Source organism: Rhizobium sullae, assembly GCF_900169785.1.
GTDB lineage: Bacteria > Pseudomonadota > Alphaproteobacteria > Rhizobiales > Rhizobiaceae > Rhizobium > Rhizobium sullae.
Genome location: NZ_FWER01000024.1, coordinates 33156 through 52243 on the forward strand (window position 1 = coordinate 33156; position 19088 = coordinate 52243).

The 19088-nt window shown below is 59.9% G+C and carries 15 protein-coding genes; 2 read left to right on the forward strand and 13 right to left on the reverse strand.

All coding sequences use genetic code 11. From position 1 onward, the window contains the following. Positions 1–11: 11 nt before the first annotated feature. Positions 12–830, reverse strand: a complete 819-nt coding sequence (locus BN1800_RS21350) for a DUF429 domain-containing protein (RefSeq protein ID WP_087000879.1) — start codon at positions 828–830, stop codon at positions 12–14. A 20-nt stretch (positions 831–850) separates the two neighbouring features. Then, entirely contained in the window at positions 851–1957 is a 1107-nt protein-coding gene (locus BN1800_RS21355) for a Fic family protein (protein ID WP_087000881.1), read from the reverse strand. Positions 1958–2459: 502 nt separating this feature from the next. Here BN1800_RS21355 and BN1800_RS21360 point away from each other — a divergent pair. Then, positions 2460–3371, forward strand: a complete 912-nt coding sequence (locus tag BN1800_RS21360) for an alpha/beta hydrolase (protein ID WP_087000883.1) — start codon at positions 2460–2462, stop codon at positions 3369–3371. 3 nt (positions 3372–3374) lie between these two features. Here the strand turns inward: BN1800_RS21360 and BN1800_RS21365 are convergent, their stop codons facing one another. From BN1800_RS21365 to bcoG, 10 genes are all read right to left on the reverse strand, one after another. Next, positions 3375–5378: a CocE/NonD family hydrolase gene (locus BN1800_RS21365; protein WP_087000885.1), complete on the reverse strand. Its 2004-nt coding sequence runs from the start codon at positions 5376–5378 to the stop codon at positions 3375–3377. A gap of 59 nt (positions 5379–5437) precedes the next feature. Continuing rightward, positions 5438–7069: an ABC transporter ATP-binding protein gene (locus BN1800_RS21370; RefSeq protein ID WP_087000887.1), complete on the reverse strand. Its 1632-nt coding sequence runs from the start codon at positions 7067–7069 to the stop codon at positions 5438–5440. Further along, entirely contained in the window at positions 7062–7889 is an 828-nt protein-coding gene (locus tag BN1800_RS21375; RefSeq protein WP_027513668.1) for an ABC transporter permease, read from the reverse strand. The genes BN1800_RS21370 and BN1800_RS21375 overlap by 8 nt, the downstream gene beginning before the upstream one ends. Further along, positions 7886–8893, reverse strand: coding sequence for an ABC transporter permease (locus BN1800_RS21380; RefSeq protein WP_027513669.1), 1008 nt, complete (start codon positions 8891–8893; stop codon positions 7886–7888). The genes BN1800_RS21375 and BN1800_RS21380 overlap by 4 nt, the downstream gene beginning before the upstream one ends. A gap of 97 nt (positions 8894–8990) precedes the next feature. Then, a complete protein-coding gene (locus BN1800_RS21385; protein ID WP_027513670.1) occupies positions 8991–10580 on the reverse strand; it encodes an ABC transporter substrate-binding protein in 1590 nt (529 codons plus the stop codon). A 127-nt stretch (positions 10581–10707) separates the two neighbouring features. Beyond that, positions 10708–11490, reverse strand: coding sequence for a carnitinyl-CoA dehydratase (locus BN1800_RS21390; protein ID WP_087000889.1), 783 nt, complete (start codon positions 11488–11490; stop codon positions 10708–10710). 6 nt (positions 11491–11496) lie between these two features. Continuing rightward, positions 11497–13554 carry an acetate--CoA ligase family protein gene (locus tag BN1800_RS21395; RefSeq protein WP_087000891.1) on the reverse strand — a complete coding sequence of 686 codons (2058 nt, stop codon included), beginning with the start codon at positions 13552–13554 and terminating at the stop codon, positions 11497–11499. Between the two features lie 4 nt (positions 13555–13558). After that, positions 13559–14719 carry an acyl-CoA dehydrogenase family protein gene (locus BN1800_RS21400; RefSeq protein ID WP_087000893.1) on the reverse strand — a complete coding sequence of 387 codons (1161 nt, stop codon included), beginning with the start codon at positions 14717–14719 and terminating at the stop codon, positions 13559–13561. A gap of 12 nt (positions 14720–14731) precedes the next feature. Further along, positions 14732–16222 carry a carnitine 3-dehydrogenase gene (locus BN1800_RS21405; protein ID WP_087000895.1) on the reverse strand — a complete coding sequence of 497 codons (1491 nt, stop codon included), beginning with the start codon at positions 16220–16222 and terminating at the stop codon, positions 14732–14734. Positions 16223–16229: 7 nt separating this feature from the next. Beyond that, a complete protein-coding gene (gene bcoG / locus BN1800_RS21410) occupies positions 16230–17132 on the reverse strand; it encodes a 3-dehydrocarnitine:acetyl-CoA trimethylamine transferase BcoG (protein WP_087000897.1) in 903 nt (300 codons plus the stop codon). A gap of 101 nt (positions 17133–17233) precedes the next feature. On the opposite strand from bcoG, the gene BN1800_RS21415 reads away from it, so the two are divergent. Beyond that, positions 17234–18226, forward strand: coding sequence for a GlxA family transcriptional regulator (locus tag BN1800_RS21415; protein ID WP_087000899.1), 993 nt, complete (start codon positions 17234–17236; stop codon positions 18224–18226). Here BN1800_RS21415 and BN1800_RS21420 read toward each other — a convergent pair. After that, the gene (locus tag BN1800_RS21420; RefSeq protein WP_087000901.1) at positions 18201–19076 is read right to left on the reverse strand and encodes a LysR substrate-binding domain-containing protein; all 876 of its coding nucleotides are present in this window, start codon (positions 19074–19076) and stop codon (positions 18201–18203) included. The two genes, BN1800_RS21415 and BN1800_RS21420, sit on opposite strands and share 26 nt — an antisense overlap. Positions 19077–19088 lie beyond the last annotated feature (12 nt).

A 19088-nucleotide genomic window follows, 5' to 3' on the forward strand; every position in this document is an offset into this window, starting at 1 on the left:
TGTCCGTGCATTTACCGGATCGGCACATCCCTCTGCCTTGCAGCGGTCAGAAGCCGCTCATGAATACCATTGATTGCAGGAGCGATCATGTAGCCGTTCTCCAGATCGCCAATCATGACCGACTGCTCGCGCGGTGCTGCCAGCCAATGCAATCCAATGAGAGCGCATATCATAGCATCGATCTTGTCCTGGTCAGCTTTCATCGGCGCCGCGTTTGCTGAGACGGCTGAACACCATGAGTCTTGTTGCGCCAGGGCTCGAAGCTCTCCGAATTTCCGGACCGTTTCTGACACAGACTGCCAATGCGCGTACTTAAACGTCTTCCGGTTGGCTGGATTATATTTTGGAGCGCCGAGGCGGCGGCAATAGATATCCTCGATTGCGAGTAATGCCAGGGCAGGAAAAACTTCGAGAAGAAATAATCCTTCACGCGCTGTTCGTGCAAGTTCGGGATCCTCGATTGCACCAAGTGCGCCCTTGAACCGCCAGATTGGCGCAGCAGCATCGAACATGCCAAGCTTCGATCGGTTCGCCGGTTGAACGCCGCCACATACCCAGGAAATGAGCGATCCGGCAACCTTGTCGACGGGTCGCGAGCCGCTCAGATTTGGCACAATCGTCGGCTGATCAAGAGCGACCAGGCATTTGCCGACTTGCCCTCGCTCGCTATGGATGATCTCTACCGCCTCGTTGAAGGAGGCGAGCCGGGGCATGAAGTGCAATCGCGACCCCGCTTCGTCTTCGCGTAAGACGCAGATCCCTCCTGGCGCCCTGGGATTGTCTGTCCACGCAGAGTCGAACCCAATCACAGATGTGGTCGAGGTGCTCATTCCATCCTCTTCAGGCAGACTCACTCCCGCAGAACATAGCTGGTGCTGCGTCCTCCAGCCGCTTCCCTTCTGAGGATACCGCGCCGCAGAAGGTCGTTTATATCCCTCAGCGCAGTGTCCGGCGAGCACTTTTCAATTGTGGCATATTTCGAGGACGTGAGCTTTCCATCGAATCCGTCGAGGAGGCGATTGGTCATGTCACGTTGGCGGTCATTGAATGTTTCGCCCTCGTGTTGCTTCCAGAATTCGGCCTTGAAAAGCACATCTGAGAGGGTTTCCTCCGCACCTCCTACGGCGCGGTCAATGCATTGCAGGAACCAATCCAGCCACGGCGTGACGTCAAGGTCCGGGGCTTTCTGCGTCCTCTCCAGAATATCGTAGTAAGCTTTTCGGTCGAGACGAATTTGCGCCGACATGCTGTAAAAGCGCTGCGGGCTATCTTCGGACCGGGCCAGCATCATATCCGCTATTGCACGAGCAATGCGGCCATTGCCGTCATCGAAGGGATGGATGGTCACAAACCAGAGGTGGGCTAGGCCCGCCTTTAGGACAGGATCAATGTCCTCGCCGCCATTGAACCAGTCGAGAAATGCATTCATTTCGGGGTCGAGCCGTTCTGCAGCTGGCGCCTTATAGTGGACGCGTTCCTTGCCGAGCGGACCCGAGACGACCTGCATCGGCCCCGACTTGTCGTCGCGCCAAGCTCCGACAACAATCCTCGTCATGCCGCTGCGACCAGTGGGAAAAAGCGCCGCATGCCAGCCGAATAGGCGTTCGTCGGTCAAGGATTCGTCGAATTTCTGCGTGGCATCAAGCATCATCTCGACGACGCCCTCAACATTGCGGTCGGCGGGCAGCACCGCGCCAGCCTCGATGCCAAGGCGACGGGCAATCAATGACCTGACCTGCTGGCGGTCGAGGATTTCGCCTTCGATCTCGCTGGATTTGATAACGTCTTCGGTCAGCGTCTTGAGAATGGCTTCCTGGCGTAATGGGAAGCCTAGCGCCTGCATATGGCCAAAGAGTCTGCCCTGCCGATGCCGGACGGTGGCGAGCTGCCGGGACAAATTTTCCAGATTCCATTCGAACTGCGGCCATTCCGGCAACTGATGAATGTACTTTGGCATAATCCCCGTATCTCCTGCGGAGATTATGCGTCTCATTCACCGCAAAATCAACCGTAATCGCCGCGAAGAACTCGGAGATTAGGAGCTGTTTTCGCCGCATGCCTGTCCTGCCCATGCAGGTTGCTCGTATGTTTCGCGAGCGCGTCCTGCCCACGCCCGGCGAAACAATCACTGTCGAGCCTGAGATAAGAGCAATTCATCTCTTCGCAGCTGACGACGGCGTGAGACTGAATTAGAACCTAGGGATACCGGAACGATCCCGAATTCTTCGAGGGCAACAGCCGGCTCGGCCGTTAAGGCTGGCTTCATAATCTTGCCCGCGGCTGAAGAGCAAAACCGACCGGAGGCCAGTAGTGATGCAAAGAGGACGATAGAGAAGCCGTCTTACGACAAGGATCACTTAAGGATCGAGGCCTGATGCACCAGCCTTTTGATGCGCTTGCGCTCACACTCCGGCACCGTACTGTTATGACCTAGGTATTCACATTTTACAGGATGCAACATGACGGCCGACCGCCCGATGCCCGAAGAGACAGGTATCCTTGAATTTCTTTCCGTCTGTAGCAGCGTCTATTCGGACGATGCGGTATCGCAATCTACCGAAGCCCAGCGGGCCCAATATGACGCGCTGTGTGCCCGTTTCAGTCCGCCGATTCCTGCTGGCCTGACTTTCGCTGATGCTCCGATCCGGACTGTGCCGACAAGGCGCTACAGGCCACGGCATGTGACGAGCGAGACCTTGCTGCTCTATCTACATGGCGGCGGTTTCGTCGTCGGCTCGCTTGAGAGCCACCACGCGATCTGTGCGGAAATCGCCGACTTTGCGGGTGCCGAACTGGTCGCCGTCGACTATCGGCTGGCACCAGAACATCGCTGGCCGGCGCAGACCGACGATGGCTTCGCTGTGCTTTCCGAGCTTGTCTCAAGCGGCAGCAGGATCGTCCTCATCGGCGACAGCGCCGGAGGCAATCTCGCAGCGGGGCTTGCCATGCGGGCAAAGCAGGCGGGGCTTTCCAGCATCGCCGGGCAGGTTCTGATTTACCCGGCGCTGGGCGGTGATCTAACGGCCGGATCCTACGTCGAGATGAGCGAAGCGCCAGGACTAACGACGGCCGATGTGGCCTATTACCGGGAAATCCTGCAGGCGCCGCAAGACGATCCCGTAGCAGCACCGCTCAAGTCTGCCTCTGTTGATGGACTACCACCAGCCTTTATCACCGGCGCGGCCTTCGACCCCCTACGGGACGACGCTCGACAATATGCCGCCAGGCTGGCGCAGAACGGTGTCGAAGTTTGGTTCCGCGAGGAGCCGCAGATGGTGCATGCCTGGTTGCGGGCCCGCCATATGAGCGATGGCGCGCGTGCTGGTTTCCTGACCGTCTGCGAGGCGGTGCGCCGTTTTGCAGCAGCGTGACACTCACATGAGGTCGCGGGGGACGCGTTTCTCCGCGAAAACCTTTTCGAAAATCTGAACATCGGCTTCATAGGCCGTTACCAGGGCATTGATGACCCAGTCGGTCTTCGTGCAGGCGATTTTCGCCGTCGCAACAGTTCGCACGAACCAGCCAGGGCGGCGCATGTCGCAGGTCCAGGTGGAGTTGCCTGTCATCGATAGCGGATCGGCGGGTGAAATCGACCAGACCTCCTCGCGGAGTTGCCGCGTCGAAAGGCCGGTTTCAGGATGCTCGTAGAGGCCGGTGTCCTCGTGGATGAGATACTCCGTGCGATTGGCCGAAAGATCACGCATGACCTGCCGCTTCGCCGCCGCGGGTGCGTGTTCGATGTATTTGGGCAAGGGATCGGGATTGGCCGGTTCGGGAATATCGACCCGGCGATGCTCTCCGAGCATTGGCAGCGCCAGGCCAAGCGAGGCGATATCGATCTCTACACCTTGATCGTCCGGCGGCGGCAGGATCATCGGCCAGTATGCGGTGGACAGCGACAGGCGGATGCGATGTCCCTTGCGGAAGCGGTAGCCACAGGCATCGAGGACGAGCCGGATCGAGACTTTCTCGCTGGGCGGAAGCGGAGCGGGGTCTGCGTTGCCGTCGCGATGGGTGAGATTGATGACGCCGAAGGCGACGCGTGTCGCCGTACCATCCGGATGGATATCGACGAGCCGGGCGCAGAGATTGCCGGTGAGGGCTTCGGAGCGCAGCGAGAGGCTGAGCACCGGGCGGCCGAGATAATCATGGTCTGCGGCAAGCGGCGTGGTATCGAAGGTGAGCGAACCGGCGTCGTCGGAGCGTTGGTCGATCGCCATCTCCGCATCGGGCTTCAGCGTAAAATATTCGCCGGATGCGGTGCCAGTATCTAGCGGCGAAAGCAGATAAGCTGTGTGTTCCGGCGCCTGCGGGATCGGCATGCCCTCAGTCAGCTTGCCGAATTGCTCTACATAGAAGCACTGCATTTCCGGCGGCTTCCAATCATCCTTGGCAACCCAGAAGCCCGGATCGAACTCGCGCCGCGGAGCCGGGCGGATGGCGTCAAGAATATATGCTCGGGTCTGGGGCAGCATGTCGATGCCGTTGTCCTCGCCGCGCAGCCACTTGTTCCACCAGGCGATCGCTTCGCCATGAAAGTCTGTCCGCGGCTTCGGCCAGGCGAAGTGCGGATATTTGTGAACCCACGGGCCGATCAGGGCCTTCGCTTTCTCACCCAGCCCTTCGACAGCCGCCAAAGGCGTATTGCGATAGCCGTCCGCCCAGCCTGCGATCACTAGCGCGGGAATCTCGACATTCGAAAAATCCTGTGAGATCGAGCCGTGGCGCCAGAACGCGTCGCGGCGCTGATGGGTCAGCCACTCTTCCATGAAGAAGGGCTCCTGCTCGAGTCGCTCCAGCCACATCTCTTTCCAACGTTCGCCGACCAGAGTCGGATCGGGCGAACGGGATTGATAGCCAAGCATGGTTGCTGCCCACGAGAGTTGCGCGGAAAGATGGCAGCCGTTTTTATAGTGGATATCGTCATTGTAGCGGTCGACCGTGGAGGCGATCGAGATGACGGCCTTCAGCGCTGGAGGCCGGAGCGCTGCAACCTGCAGGCTGTTAAAGCCGCCCCAGGAGATCCCCATCATGCCGACCGAACCGTTTGACCAGGGCTGAGCGGCAATCCACGCGATCAGTTCGCAGGCGTTGGCAAGTTCAAGTTCTGTGTATTCGCCATCGATCACGCCGTCGGATTCGCCGGAGCCGCGGATATCGACGCGGACGCCCGCAATTCCTGCAACCGCGAAGACCGGATAGGTCGATTCGTCGCGAAGGCTCGTTCCGTCCCGCTTTCGATAAGGCAGAAATTCAAAGACGGCGGGCACCGGATCGTTCTCCGCACCATCCGGCATCCAGATGCGGGCGGCAAGCCGCGTGCCGTCCTTCAGCGTGATCCATTGATTTTCGATTGTGCTGAAACCGCGCGAGGTCATGTCATGTTCCATGATACAATTGTCGTGAAGCGAGGCGGCAGCAAGCGCCTCGCGGGATTTCAGTTGCCGGCGCTTTCCATCCGCCGTGTCGCGAAGACGCGTTCCAGCCAGCCGATTTCCATCTCTGGCACAGATTTGAGCAGCAGGTCGGTGTAGTCGTCGAAAGGCGCTGACAGCGCCTTTGACTTCGGCCCGAACCGTACGACCTTGCCGCGATGCATGACGGCGACGCTATCGGCGATCGCTCTGACGGTTGCGATGTCGTGGGTGATGAAGATGTAGGAGATCTGCTCTTTTTCCTGCAGCCGCAGGAGAAGTTTGAGAATACCCTCGGCAACCAGCGGGTCAAGCGCCGACGTAGGCTCGTCGCAAAGGATCAGTTCCGGCCTGGCGGCAAGGGCGCGGGCGATGGCGACCCGCTGTTTCTGGCCGCCGGACAGCTCGGCCGGATAGCGGCCGACGAAGCCGTTGCTCATCTCAATCTGTTCGAGCAACTCCTTGACACGTGCGGTCTTTGCCGCGCCGCGCAGGCCGAAATAGAAAGTGAGGGGACGGCCGATGATATCGCGCACGGTCTGGCGCGGGTTCATGGCGGTATCCGCCATCTGGTAGATGAGCTGAATGCGCCGCAGCTCGTCGCGCGATCGCTCCTTCAGGGCCGGCGTCAGCTTCTTGCCGTTGAAAGAAATTCCGCCTTCGCTGGGCGGTAGGAGCCCGGTGATGACGCGGGCGAGCGTCGATTTGCCGGAGCCGGATTCGCCGACGATTGCCAGCGTCTGGCCCTTCGGCACATGCAGCGAGACATCGTGGAGAACCTTAAACCCGTTTGAATATTGCGCGCTGACACGTTCGACCTTCAAAAGCGCGCCGGATTGATCGGCGGCTTCCTCGCGGGCGATCTGGCGAACGTTGACGAGGGCACGGGTGTAATCCTCCCGTGGGGCCTCGATGATCTGCTGCACGGATCCATATTCGACTTGCCTGCCGTGACGCAGAACCATGATGTCGTCCGAGACCTGCGCAACGACGGCAAGATCATGCGTGATGTAGAGTGCGGCAGTATGCGTTTCCTCAATGGCATGCTTGATCGCCGCCAGGACGTCGATCTGCGTCGTCACATCGAGCGCGGTCGTCGGCTCATCGAAAACGATCAGCTTCGGATTGGAACAGAGCGCCATCGCCGTCATGGCACGCTGCAATTGGCCGCCCGAGACCTGGTGGGGGAAGCGGTTACCGAACGTCTCGGGGTTTGGAAGGCCGAGAACGCGAAAGAGATAGAGAGCACGCTTGCCGGCCTCGTCCTTGGTCATCAAACCGTGCTTGACCGAAGCTTCGATCACCTGCTCGCCCAGCCTGTGGGCCGGATTGAAGGCGGCAGCAGCCGATTGCGCGACATAGCAGACGCGGGCGCCGCGAATCCGGCGGATGCCCGATTTCCCCAGTGGCAGGATATCCACTCCGTCGAGCATGACCGCGCCGCCGGTGATTTCGGCGCCGCCGCGACCGTAGGCGAGCGCTGAAAGACCGATCGTGGATTTGCCGGCGCCGGATTCGCCAATCAGGCCCAGCACCTTGCCCTTCTGCAGGTCGAAGGAGACGCCGTCGACGATTGTGACGCGCTTCGGCGGCTCGCCCGGCGGATAGCTGGTTGCTTCGATCTTGAGGTCGCGAACGGAAAGAAGCTCAGGCATCGCCACGCCCTCCCTTGAGGCTGGAGGTGCGCTTCAGGAGCCAGTCCACCACCAGATTGACACAGACTGCGAGCGCCGCAATCGCGGAGCCCGGAACGAGAGCGGCAGATATGCCGAAGATGATGCCGTCTTTGTTGTCTTTGACCATGCCGCCCCAATCCGCCGACGGCGGCTGGATGCCGAGACCGAGGAAGGACAACGTCGACAGAAAAAGGATCGAGAAGGCGAAGCGCAGGCCGAATTCGGCGAGCAGAGGCGAGAGCGTGTTCGGGAGGATCTCCCGGAAGATGATCCAGATCGTGCCTTCGCCGCGCAGCCTGGCGGCCTCCACGAATTCCATGACCGCCACATCCAGCGCGACGGCGCGGCCGAGACGGTAGACGCGGGTGGAATCGAGGATCGCCATCACCAGGATGAGCACAATCAGGTTCTGCGGCAGCACCGCCAGCACGACAAGGGCGAAGATCAGGGTCGGGATTGACATCATCAAGTCGTTGAAGCGCGAGAAGATCGCGTCGATCAATCCGCGCGAAACGGCGGCGGTGAAGCTGAGGATGATCCCCAGCGAAAATGAGATGATCGTTGCTGCCAGTGCCACGAACAGCGTCGTTCGGGCGCCGTAGATCAGCCGCGAAAGAATATCGCGGCCGAGATTGTCGAGGCCGAAGAAATACTGCGCGTCACCCACTTGCCAGACATTGCCGACAACTTCGGTCTCGCCATATGGCGCGATCCATGGTGCGAAGATCGCACAGATGAAGACCAGCAGAATGCCTATGATGCCGATCCAGGCGGTAATGGGGATGCCTCTCAATCTCATCGTGGATGCCTCAGACGCGGGTTGGCGACGATCGCCAGGGTGTCGGCAACCATGTTGAGAAGGATGTAGACCGCGGCGAAGATCAGGCCGCAGGCCTGGACGACCGGCATATCGCGGACGGTAACGGCGTCGACCATGTACTGGCCCATGCCGGGATAGACGAAGACGACCTCGACCACGACGACGCCAACGACGAGATAGGCAAGGTTCAGCGCTACGACGTTGATGATCGGCGCCAAAGCATTGGGTGCGGCATGTTTGACGATCGAGCGGAAGGCGCCGAGGCCTTTCAGTTCTGCAGTTTCCATATAAGCCGACGACATCACAGAGAGGATTGCGGCCCGTGTCATGCGCATCATATGAGCAAGGACAACGAGTACCAAGGTGGCGGTCGGCAGGGCGATGGCCTTCAGCCGGTCGACGAAATCCATGCCGTCGTAGACGGTCGCAGGAAATGTCGCGATCCCGAATTTCACGCCGAAGAACAGGATGAGCAGATAACCGATGAAGAATTCCGGTAGTGAAATCGCCGCCAGAGAGATCACGTTGATGATCTTGTCAGGCAAACGGTTGCGGAAATGCACCGCCAGCATGCCGAGCCCGACGGCAAGCGGCACCGAAATCAACGCCGCAAAGGCTGCAAGGAAGAGCGAATTGCCGAGCCGCTTGGCGATCTGCTCGCTCACCGAATTCTTGCTTGCCCAGGAGGTGCCGAAATCACCCTGCACGGCATTGCCGAGCCACTCGAAATAACGCGTAGTCACAGGCCGGTCGAGACCGAGTTCGGTGCGGATATTGGCAACAGCCTGCGGTGTCGCCGACTGGCCGAGATAGGTTGTCGCGAAATCGCCCGGCAGCGCTTCAAGGCCGCCGAAGATCAGGATCGAAACAGCAAGAAGCAGCAAAAGACTGAGCACGAAGCGCTCGGCGATGAGGGACAGCAGCGGGAAACGCTGCTTGAATCTTAGTCCCGGCAAGACGGTGCTGGGTGGCGGATTGGACATGACTGATGCCTCGCGCTGAAACCTCAGGAAGACCGCGGAGGTTTTCCGCGGCCCCGGTTCCGTTAGAGATGAGGGCGTCTCCGCCCCGCTTCGAGCATCAGGCGTCCAGCCAGACGCGGGTCGCGACGTAGCCGTTCGACATGTCGTTGCCGATATCGTGAACGTAGCCCTTCACCTGCTTGGTGGAAGCGTTCACGAAGTCGTTGAACATAGGCAGGATGACGCCGCCTTCATCACGGACCATCATTGCCATGCTGCGATACATCTCCTTGCGCTTTGCTTCGTCGAGTTGCGAACGGGCTTCGAGCAGGATCTTGTCGAAGTCCGGGCGCAGGAAGCGGGTGTCGTTCCAGTCGGCCGTCGAGATATAGGCCGTGGAGTACATCTGGTCCTGCGTCGGACGGCCGCCCCAATAGGACGTCGAGAAGGGCTGCACGTTCCAGACGTTTGTCCAATAGCCGTCGCCTGGCTCACGCTTGACCTCGATATTGATCCCAGCCTTCTTGCAGCTTTCCTGATAGAGGACGGCGGCATCGACGGCACCCGGGAAGGCGACCTCGGAGGTACGCAGCAGGACTGAGCCGCTATGACCTGATTTCTTGTAGTGGAAGGCCGCCTTGTCCGGATCATAGGCGCGCTGTTCGATGCCCTCGGGGAAAAGCGCATATGTGCTGTTGATCGGGAAGTCATTGCCGACCTTGCCGTAACCGCCAAGAATCTTCTTGACCATCGTCTCGCGGTCCATGGCGTATTTCAGCGCCATGCGCAGATCGTTGTTGTCGAAGGGCGCAGTGTTGCCATGCATGATGAAGACGTAATGGCCGCGGCCGGACGTCGACAGGATTTCGACATTCGGCGCACGCTTCAACAGGTCCACAGTCTTCGGATCGACGCGGTTGATGTAGTGCACCTGACCTGACGAAAGCGCTGCAATACGTGCCGTCGCATCGTTCATGCCGATGATTTCGATCGAGTCGACATAACCACGATCGCTGCGCCAGTCGTCCTTGTTCTTTTCGAAGGTCGCACGTACGCCGGCTTCGAAACTCGCAAGCTTGTAGGGACCGGTGCCGATAGAGGCAAGCGGGTCGTCATTGCCGCCGTTCGGCTGAATGACGAGGTGGTAGTCGGTCAGGAGCAACGGCATGTCGGCGTTGCCTTCGGCCAGCGTCAGGACGAGGTCGCTGCCGTCGGCCTTGATCTCCTTGATCGACTTGACAACACCAAGAGCGCCTGACTCCGATTTGCTGTCGGTATGGCGCTTCAGCGTCGCAACGACATCGTCGATCGTCAGGTCCTTACCGTTGTGGAACTTGACACCCTTGCGGATTTTGAAGGTCCACGTGACGGCATCGTTAGACGCTTCCCAGGATTCGGCTAGCGCCGGAACGGCAGCGCCGGTCAGCGGGTCGGATTCGACCAGCATGTCGCCCCAGCAACGGCCGACGCAGAACATGAATTGTGACAGGAACTTAGCCGGGTCCTTGGAATCGGTGGCTGCGCCGCCCTCGAGACCGAGTTTCAGGTGACCGCCGCGCTTTGGTTCGGCTGCCGTTGCGCTTTCGGTGAAGAGCTGGTCTGCAAGCGCCAGCGTAACGCCGGCCGCCATTGCGCGTCCCATGAATTCGCGGCGGCTGAGACCGCCCGCACTCACGCGGCTTGCCAGATATTTCGTGTAGTCGTTCATTCCCCTGTTCCTTCTTCTTGATGTTGATAGAACTCCCGGGCAACGCTTCGGGATGCGGTTTCCTCTTCCGCCCCGAAACCTCACTGCCCGCGATCATGCGGAAAATGATGCGGTCGCTGCCGCCTCGTCACCTTCCTTTCCAGATTGGGCTTCGCTTCTCCCCGAAAGCCCGTGCGCCTTCCAACTGGTCCTCGCTCGAATAAAGGGCATCGACCGTTGCAAACTGCCTTTTGGTGATCTTGTTCATGGCAGTCTGAAATGTCATTCCTTCGGCTTCGCGCACGATCTCCTTGATGGCTGCATAGACGAGCGGCGGACCGCTATCGAGAAGGCGGGCCAGTTCCCATGCCCGCTCCATCAGCCTGTCCGCAGTGACAATTTCATTGACGAAACCCCAGCGATGCGCCTCCGTAACGTCAAGCCATCGGCCAGTCAGAAGCATGTCCATCGCGATATGGTAGGGGATGCGCTTCGGCAGCTTGATCGAAGCAGCGTCTGCGACCGTTCCCGAGCGAATTTCCGGAAGTGCAAAGGTTGCGTGCTTGGCGGCGATGATCAGATCGGCGGAAAGGGCAATCTCCAGACCACCACCGCAACAGATGCCGTTGACAGCGCAGATGACGGGCTTGTTGAGGTCACGCAGTTCCTGCAAGCCGCCGAACCCGCCGACGCCATAATCGCCATCGATCGCATCGCCGGCTGCCGCAGCCTTCAGATCCCATCCGGCCGAGAAGAATTTCTCGCCAGCACCCGACACGATGGCGACACGCAACTTAGGGTCGTCGCGGAAATTGCGGAAAATCAGGCCCATGTCGCGGCTGGTCGCAAGGTCGATGGCGTTCGCCTTCGGCCGGTCAATGATGACCTCGAGGATACCGCTGTCGCGTCTGGTGCGAATGGGGTCTTGCAACTTCTGCTACCTCCTTCGCCGGATGAGAGCGTCTGCGGCAACGACACCATGGTTTTCAGGGAGAACCATCAATGGATTAATGTCCAGTTCTTCCAGCCACACGGCATTTTTTACGACATATTCTGCTGCTGATGCGACGGCTTTGACCACTATGTCGAGGTCGCTCTTCGCCGCGCCGCGATAACCCTCGATGAGTTTCCTGATCCTCAGGCGCGAAATCGCTTCCAAGATCTCCGCTTCTGTTACCGGAAGCGTTAAAATGACGGAATCTTCAAGCAATTCCACCAAAATTCCGCCCGCACCGACGGTTAAAGTCAATCCAAGGACCGGATCGCGTACCGCGCCAATGATCAGCTCGGCCACGGGGCGCTCGATCATCCGTTCAACCAGGTATCCGGCGGCGACATGGGCCATTTTCTGCGCTGCGTTTCGCACCGCTTCAGCATCCTTAAGGTTGAGCGCGACAGCACCGGCCTCGGTCTTGTGCTCGACGCCAAGCGCTTTCAGAGCGATGGGAAAACCGAGACGCTGCGCCTGTTCTGCTGCCTCGTCCGAACTCGGTGCGGTTGCACCAAGCGGAACGGAGAGACCGGCGGCAGACAGTTCCGCTTTGGCTTCCGCCTCGCTCAACGTCTCGATCTCGCCTGCGGTCAACGGTACATTGAGCAGTGGCAATGGCTGCGGGTTTTGCCAGGCTTTGCCGATGTTAGCGGCAATTTCCGCGGCGGCGACGGTTTCGCTGATGCCGCAGAAAGGCACGATGCCATCCTCCATCAACAGCAAGGCAATCTCTTCCGGCATGTTCTCCGGCAATGTCGCCACGATACCGGCGCGCGCTTCGGTTCGTTTCGCGGCTGCCGCGACGGCACTGACCGTCGTCATCCAGTCCGCTGTGTTGCAACGATCGCTCCGCGGAAAATCAAGGACAACCAGATTGAGGGCATAAGCGCCCTCGAACATGGCTATAAAGGCCTCCGACTGGCGGGTCAGATCGCCCCAAACGAAAGTGTGGTAGTCGAGAGGATTGGAAAGGGTGACCATTTCACCCAGGCTGCACCTGAGAGACGGAAGCTGCCGGGGTTTCAGAGAGCGGAATTCCACGCCCCGGCTGACAGCGGCGTCGGCCATTAGCGAGGCTTCGCCGCCGGAACAACTCATGGAAGAGATCGCATTGCTGTCAAGCGGGCCTGCTACGTGGAGAAGTTTCAGCGTTTCGATCATTTCCGGGAGGGTTGCCACGCGGCCAATGCCGAGGCGAGCGAGAATGGCATCGGCAACCGCATCGCTTCCGGCAAGGGATGCGGTATGCGAAATGGCGGCGCGCTGCGCCTGTTCGGATTTGCCGACTTTCAGCGCAACGATGGGCTTTTTCAGTTCCCGGGAACGTAAGGCAAGCTTCTCAAGCGCCTGAATGTTGCCGAATCCCTCGATATGCAGGCCGATGGCCGTGACGCGCGGGTCCTCGATCACGGCGAGCGCTAAATCCGACAATCCGGTCTGCGCCTGGTTGCCGGCCGTCATCAAATAACTGATCGGCAGGCCGCGCTTTTGCATGGTGAGATTGATGGCGATGTTGGAGGATTGCGTGAGAATGGCAACACCGCTTTCGACGCGCACCATTCCGTGCTGGTCAGGCCAGAGCAGGGCGCCATCGAGGCCGTTGATCATGCCATAACAATTCGGTCCGAGGATCGGCATATTTCCGGCCGCTTCGACGAGATGATTTTGCAGTATCGCGCCATCGGCGAGTTCCGCGACCGCCTCGCTGAAGCCGGAAGCATAACAAACGGCGCCGCCGGCGCCTATGACGGCAAGCGAGCGTACGATATCGACAGTCAACAGCCGGTTGACGCCGACGAAGGCCGCGTCGGGTGCCGCGGGCAGCTCGCCCACTGATCGATAACAACGGCGCCCCACCACCTTCTCGAGAACCGGATGGACGGGCCAGATTTCGCCGGCAAATCCCATGCGGTCGCACTGCTCGATGACCCGGCGCGCTTCGCGGCCGCCGAAGACGGCGATCGTTTGCGGTCTGATCAGTCGATCGAGCGAGCGTTGCGTCATCGGGTCACGCTCCGAACGGCCGCAGCAGATCGCGGCTGATGATGTGCCGCTGGATCTCCGAGGTTCCGTCCCAGATGCGTTCGACCCGCGCGTCACGCCAGAAGCGGGCAAGCGGCAGGTCGTCCATTAGCCCCATGCCGCCAAAGATCTGGATCGCTTCGTCGGTGACGCGGGCAAGCATTTCGGAGGCGTAGAGTTTCGCCGAGGCGATCTCTCGGTTGGCACCAAGGCTAGCATCAAGCCGCCAAGCGGCGGATAGCGTCAGCAGGTCGGCGGCGTCGATCTCCGTGATCATGTCGGCAAGCTTGAACGACACACCTTGATTGGCGCCGATCGGCCGGCCGAACTGCTTGCGCTCCGCTGCATAGGGCAGCACCATATCAAAAACGCGGCGTGCACGCCCGACGCAGGTTGCCGCGACCGTCAGACGTGTGCCGTAAAGCCATTCATTGGCGATGTCGAAGCCGCGATGGACTTCGCCGAGCACCTGGGATTTGGGCAGGTGGCAGTCGGTGAAGTTCAGGATGAGGTTGTGGTAGCCGCGGTGCGATATCGATTGATAGCCCTTGAGGATATCGAAGCCCGGCGTGTCGCGATCGACAAGAAAAGCCGTGATCTTCTTCTTGATGCCCTTGGGCGTCTCCTCTTCTCCGGTTGCCGCAAAGACGATAACGAAATCGGCGACATCGGCATGGGAGATAAAATGCTTGGTACCATTGAGCACGAAATCGCCACCGTCCTGCCGCGCCATGCATTTCATTCCGCGCATGTCGGAGCCGGCATCGGGTTCGGTAATCGCCAGCGCGTCAACCTTTTCGCCCCGCACCGCCGGCAGAAGATATTTCTCACGCTGCTCGCCTTCACAGGCCATCAAAATTCCGGAAGGGCGGCCGAAGAACACTGTCAGTGCCATCGAACCGCGGCCGAGTTCGCGCTCGACAAGTGCAAAGGTAACGTGGTCGAGACCGGCGCCGCCAGTCTCCTCAGGAAAATTGCAAGCATAAAAACCGAGATCGATGCATTTGCGCCTGATTTCCTCGCCGAGTTCTGATGGAACAATACCAGTGCGATCGACCTCGTTCTCATGCGGATGGATTTCCGTCTCGACGAAGTCGCGGACCGTCTGGACGATCATCTCCTGTTCTTCGTTGAGCCCGAAATTCATGACTGCTTCCTCCTAGCGTTTTTGCCCGACATGGCGTCCGACGCCATCCGGTATGGGCAGTTTTGCGTGGAGCTCGCTGATCGGCTTTATCTTGCTCAGCACCTCCCCCGGTGCGAGAGCGGCTTTTCCGGCCTTGGCATCGACATGCAGCAGCATCTGTTCGGCGGTCGCAATCGCCTGGCCCGTCGCTGTGTCATGAATCGTGTTGAACAGATGCAGCCGCTTCTCGTCTGCTGACAGAAGCTGGCAGGTTGAATGAATCGCCTGACCGAGCTTGGCTTCGCCGAGGTGGCGGATATGGGTCTCGACGGTGTAATAGCTGTGACCCCGCTCGACATAGGCGAAATCGACGCCGATAAGGCGCAGCAGTGCATCCGATGTATCCCCAAACACCTGCAGATAGCGATGCTCGGTCATGTGCCCGTTGTAATCGACCCATGCGGGGCTGACATTGGCTTCGACAAGCCTCAATGGCCGCGCGATGTCCTCGGGATGCTTGCGGCTGCCGCCGGCCGTCCAGAGCGTATGCTCGAAATCCTTGAGCAGCTTGCCGGCACCCCAGCCCTTACCGCCATGGCCGCCCTTCAGCGCCTGCAGGATGCCGACGAGATTTTCGTCGCGGATGCGCTCGAGCTCGCGGATTGACAATCCGTCCACTTGTTCATCCGACTGCTGGCCGATCTTCTCGACAAGCGCGTCGTCGAGGTCGACGACGTCCATCAGCTTGGTCCAGTTCCATTGCAGAGCCGGACCGAACTGGGCTAGGAAATGCCGCATGCCTGCCTCGCCGCCGGCGATGCGGTAGGTCTGGAAGAGACCCATCTGCGCCCAGCGAAGACCGAAGGAATAACGGATGACGTCATCGAGCGTCTCAACTGTGCAGATATCGTCATGGATCAGCCACAGCGCCTCGCGCCAAAGAGCCTCCAGCAGACGGTCGCCGACAAAGGCCTCGATCTCCTTGGCGATGTGAACGCCCTTCATGCCGATCGGTGGCAGCTTCTCCATCGCCACCTTGATGGTGCCATGGCTGGTCTTTTCACCGCCCACGATCTCGACGAGCGGCAGGAGATAGACGGGGTTGTAGGGGTGCGCCACGAAGAGGCGTTCCGGAAACCGCATGTCGCGCTGCAGGTCGGTTGGCAGCAGGCCTGATGTGGAGGACCCGATCAGCGCGTCGGGGCGGCAAGCCGCATCGATCTCCGTCAACACCTTACGTTTGAGGTCCAGTCTTTCCGGTACGCTTTCCTGGATCCAGTCGGCATCAACGACGGCTTCTTCAAGGGTCTCGCAATAAGTGAGCTTGCCGCGTGGTGGCTGAGGTGCCCCGGTCAGCATGGCGTAAGCGCGCTCGGCATTGGCGATGACTTCGCCGACAATGCGGCTCGCCTCCGGATGCGGGTCAAAGACGTCGACATCAATGCCTGCAAGCAGAAAACGGGCGATCCATCCGCCACCGATGACGCCGCCGCCGACACATGCTGCTTTGTTGATCTTGCTCATGGGCGCCTCAGCGGTTCCTCAATTTCAGTTTCTTCCGGACGTCCTCAGGCCCGATGATGCGGGCGCCCATTCCTTCGACGACCTGCACCGCCTTCTCGACAAGCTGGGCATTCGTCGCGAGCACGCCCTTTCCAGCATAGAGGTTGTCTTCAAGCCCAACGCGGACGTTGCCACCGGCAAGCACCGCGGCAGCCGGATAGGCCATCGCGTTGCGGCCGATCGAGAAGGCGGAGAAGGTCCAGCTATTGGGAACGTTGTTCACCATCGCCATGAAAGTGTTGAGATCATCGGGCGCGCCCCATGGAATGCCCATGCAAAGCTGGATCAGCACCGGATCCTCGATCAGGCCCTCCTCGGCAAGTTGTTTGGCAAACCAGAGATGACCGGTATCGAAGGCCTCGATTTCCGGGCGTACGCCGAGATTTGTCATCTTCGTCGCCATCGCACGGAGCATCGCCGGCGTGTTCGTCATGACGTAGTCGCCGAGGCTGAAGTTCATCGTACCGCAGTCCAGCGTGCAGATTTCCGGCAGGCACTCGGCGATGTGGGAGACGCGCTCCGTTGCACCTGCGATGTCGGTGCCTTGCGGATTGAGAGGTAGAGGGCGTTCGACATCACCGAAGATCAAATCACCGCCCATACCGGCCGTCAGGTTGAGTACGACGTCGATATCGGCAGAGCGAATGCGCTCAGTAACTTCCTTGTAGAGGTCGTTGCGGCGGCTCGCGGCACCCGTTTTCGGATCGCGGACGTGACAGTGGACAACTGCCGCCCCAGCCTTGGCGGCGTCGATCGCGGAATCCGCGATCTGCTTGGGAGTGATGGGAACGTGGCTGGATTTCGAAACCGTATCGCCGGCACCGGTTACGGCACAGGTGATGAAAACATCGCGGTTCATCGCAAGAGGCATTTTCTTCTCCCTCGTGTTGGGCCTATTACGGGGGAAGATGGCGCGTCATGCTTTGCATTAACGGAAGTACTTGATACGTTTTCGGAAATGATGGAGGCCTAATGCTGACGCGATCCAACGATCGGCTGGATGTTGATCTTCTTGTCATGCCGGAGACGAACCTCATTCTGCTCGCTTCGGTGATCGAGCCCATGCGTGGTGCCAACCGGATTTCCGGCAGTGAGCTTTATCGATGGCGGCTTCTAACGCCTGATGGTTCGCCTGTGCTGACGACGAGCGGCATTCCTGTACCCGCCGCCGGTGGCTTTGGGACGGGGCGGGATGAGACACCACTCTTCGTGCTTGCAAGCTACAATTGGCGCCGCAGCTCGACACCGGCATTGAAGATGCAGCTCTCTCAGGCGGCCCGTTACCGAAGCATGATCGCAGGCATCGAATCCGGAACATGGCTGCTTGCCGAAGCCAGCCTTCTCGATCGGCTGCCGGCGACCATACACTGGGAAGATTTCGATGACTTCTCGCTTGCCTATCCGCATGTGCGGGCGGTGAAGGAGCGTTTCGTCATCACAGGCAAGCGCATTACCACGGCAGGTTCGCTCCCGACCGTCGACCTGATGCTGGAGATCATACGGCAAAGGCAAGGATACTCGCTGGCGCTCGAGGTTAGCCGGCTCTTCAGCTACGAGCAGGACTCCGTCCACAGCGAGACCCAGCTTTCACCTTCGGGGACAGGTCTGCACATGCGCGATCCTCGGGTCGCCCAAGCTGTACGGCTGATGGAGGAGAATATCGAGCAGCCTATCGTGCTTGCGCGACTGGCTCGCAGAGTGGGCATCGGTGCGCGCCACCTGCAGGGGCTCTTTCAGCAGAGCACCGGCGCGCCCCCGCACGTCCATTATCTGGCACTGCGCCTGAACGCAGCGCGGCGGAAGGTGATCGAAACCAAGGCGCCTTTTGCCGATATCGCGGCCGCGACCGGCTTCAATTCGGCTTCAGCATTTACGAGAAGCTATCGCGCGAGCTTCTCGGAAAGCCCCTCGGACACGAGGCGTCGTCTCCGGCGGCCTGTTACAGCATCGGAGGAACAGCCATAGGCTGAAATGCGTCCCGTACCATATCGGCGAGCCCGCGTACGGCCTCGCTGGAATGATAGGGGTTTCGGCGCAGGACCACTCTGGAGGCATCGACCGGTGGGAACCCTTCCTCCGCCGTCAGCTCGCGGCAGCCCGGTGGTATGTTGCTACGGGAGAGCGTGGTGACGGCAAGGCCCGCGGACACAGCGTTCTTAAGCCCGGAGCTAGTATCGGCAACGAAGGCCACACGGTACTTTCGACCCTGCAATTCGAGCGATCTGAAAGCGAAATCCCGCGCCCAGGTGGAATTGCGGTAGATGGCGATCGGCAGCGGCTCGAGGTCGTGGAGCTGGTGGACCTGGGACGTGACCCACACGGTCGGATCGACACAGAGGATTTCGCCCGCCGCCTGATTGCTCCAGTCAAAGACGACGGCGAGATCCAGCTCGTCGCGCTCCAGGGCCGCGAGATTGCGCGCCGTGTAATCGCAGGAAACTGTGACCTCTACGGCTGGATGGCGGACGGCGAAAGCGGCAAGTGCGGCAGGCAGCACGGTCTGGCTATATTCTTCGGGTATCCCAATACGGACTGGGCCATCGAGCGGTTTGGTCCGAATGGTCGCTGCCGCTTCGTCTAAAAGATCAATCACACGGCGCGCATAGGGCAGCAGTTGCAGGCCAAGGCGCGTTGGGATGACACCGCGCGGGCCCCGGTCGAAAAGGGTTTCCCCGATAGTTTCCTCAAGTTTCTTAATCTGCGCGCTCACGGCCGATTGCGTCCGACCGACGGCCTGAGCAGCGGCAGAGAAATTCGAGGTCTTGACGACCACGAGAAATGTGCGCAGCAGATCGCTTTCGATGGGTTGACGCATTTTAGCCATAAG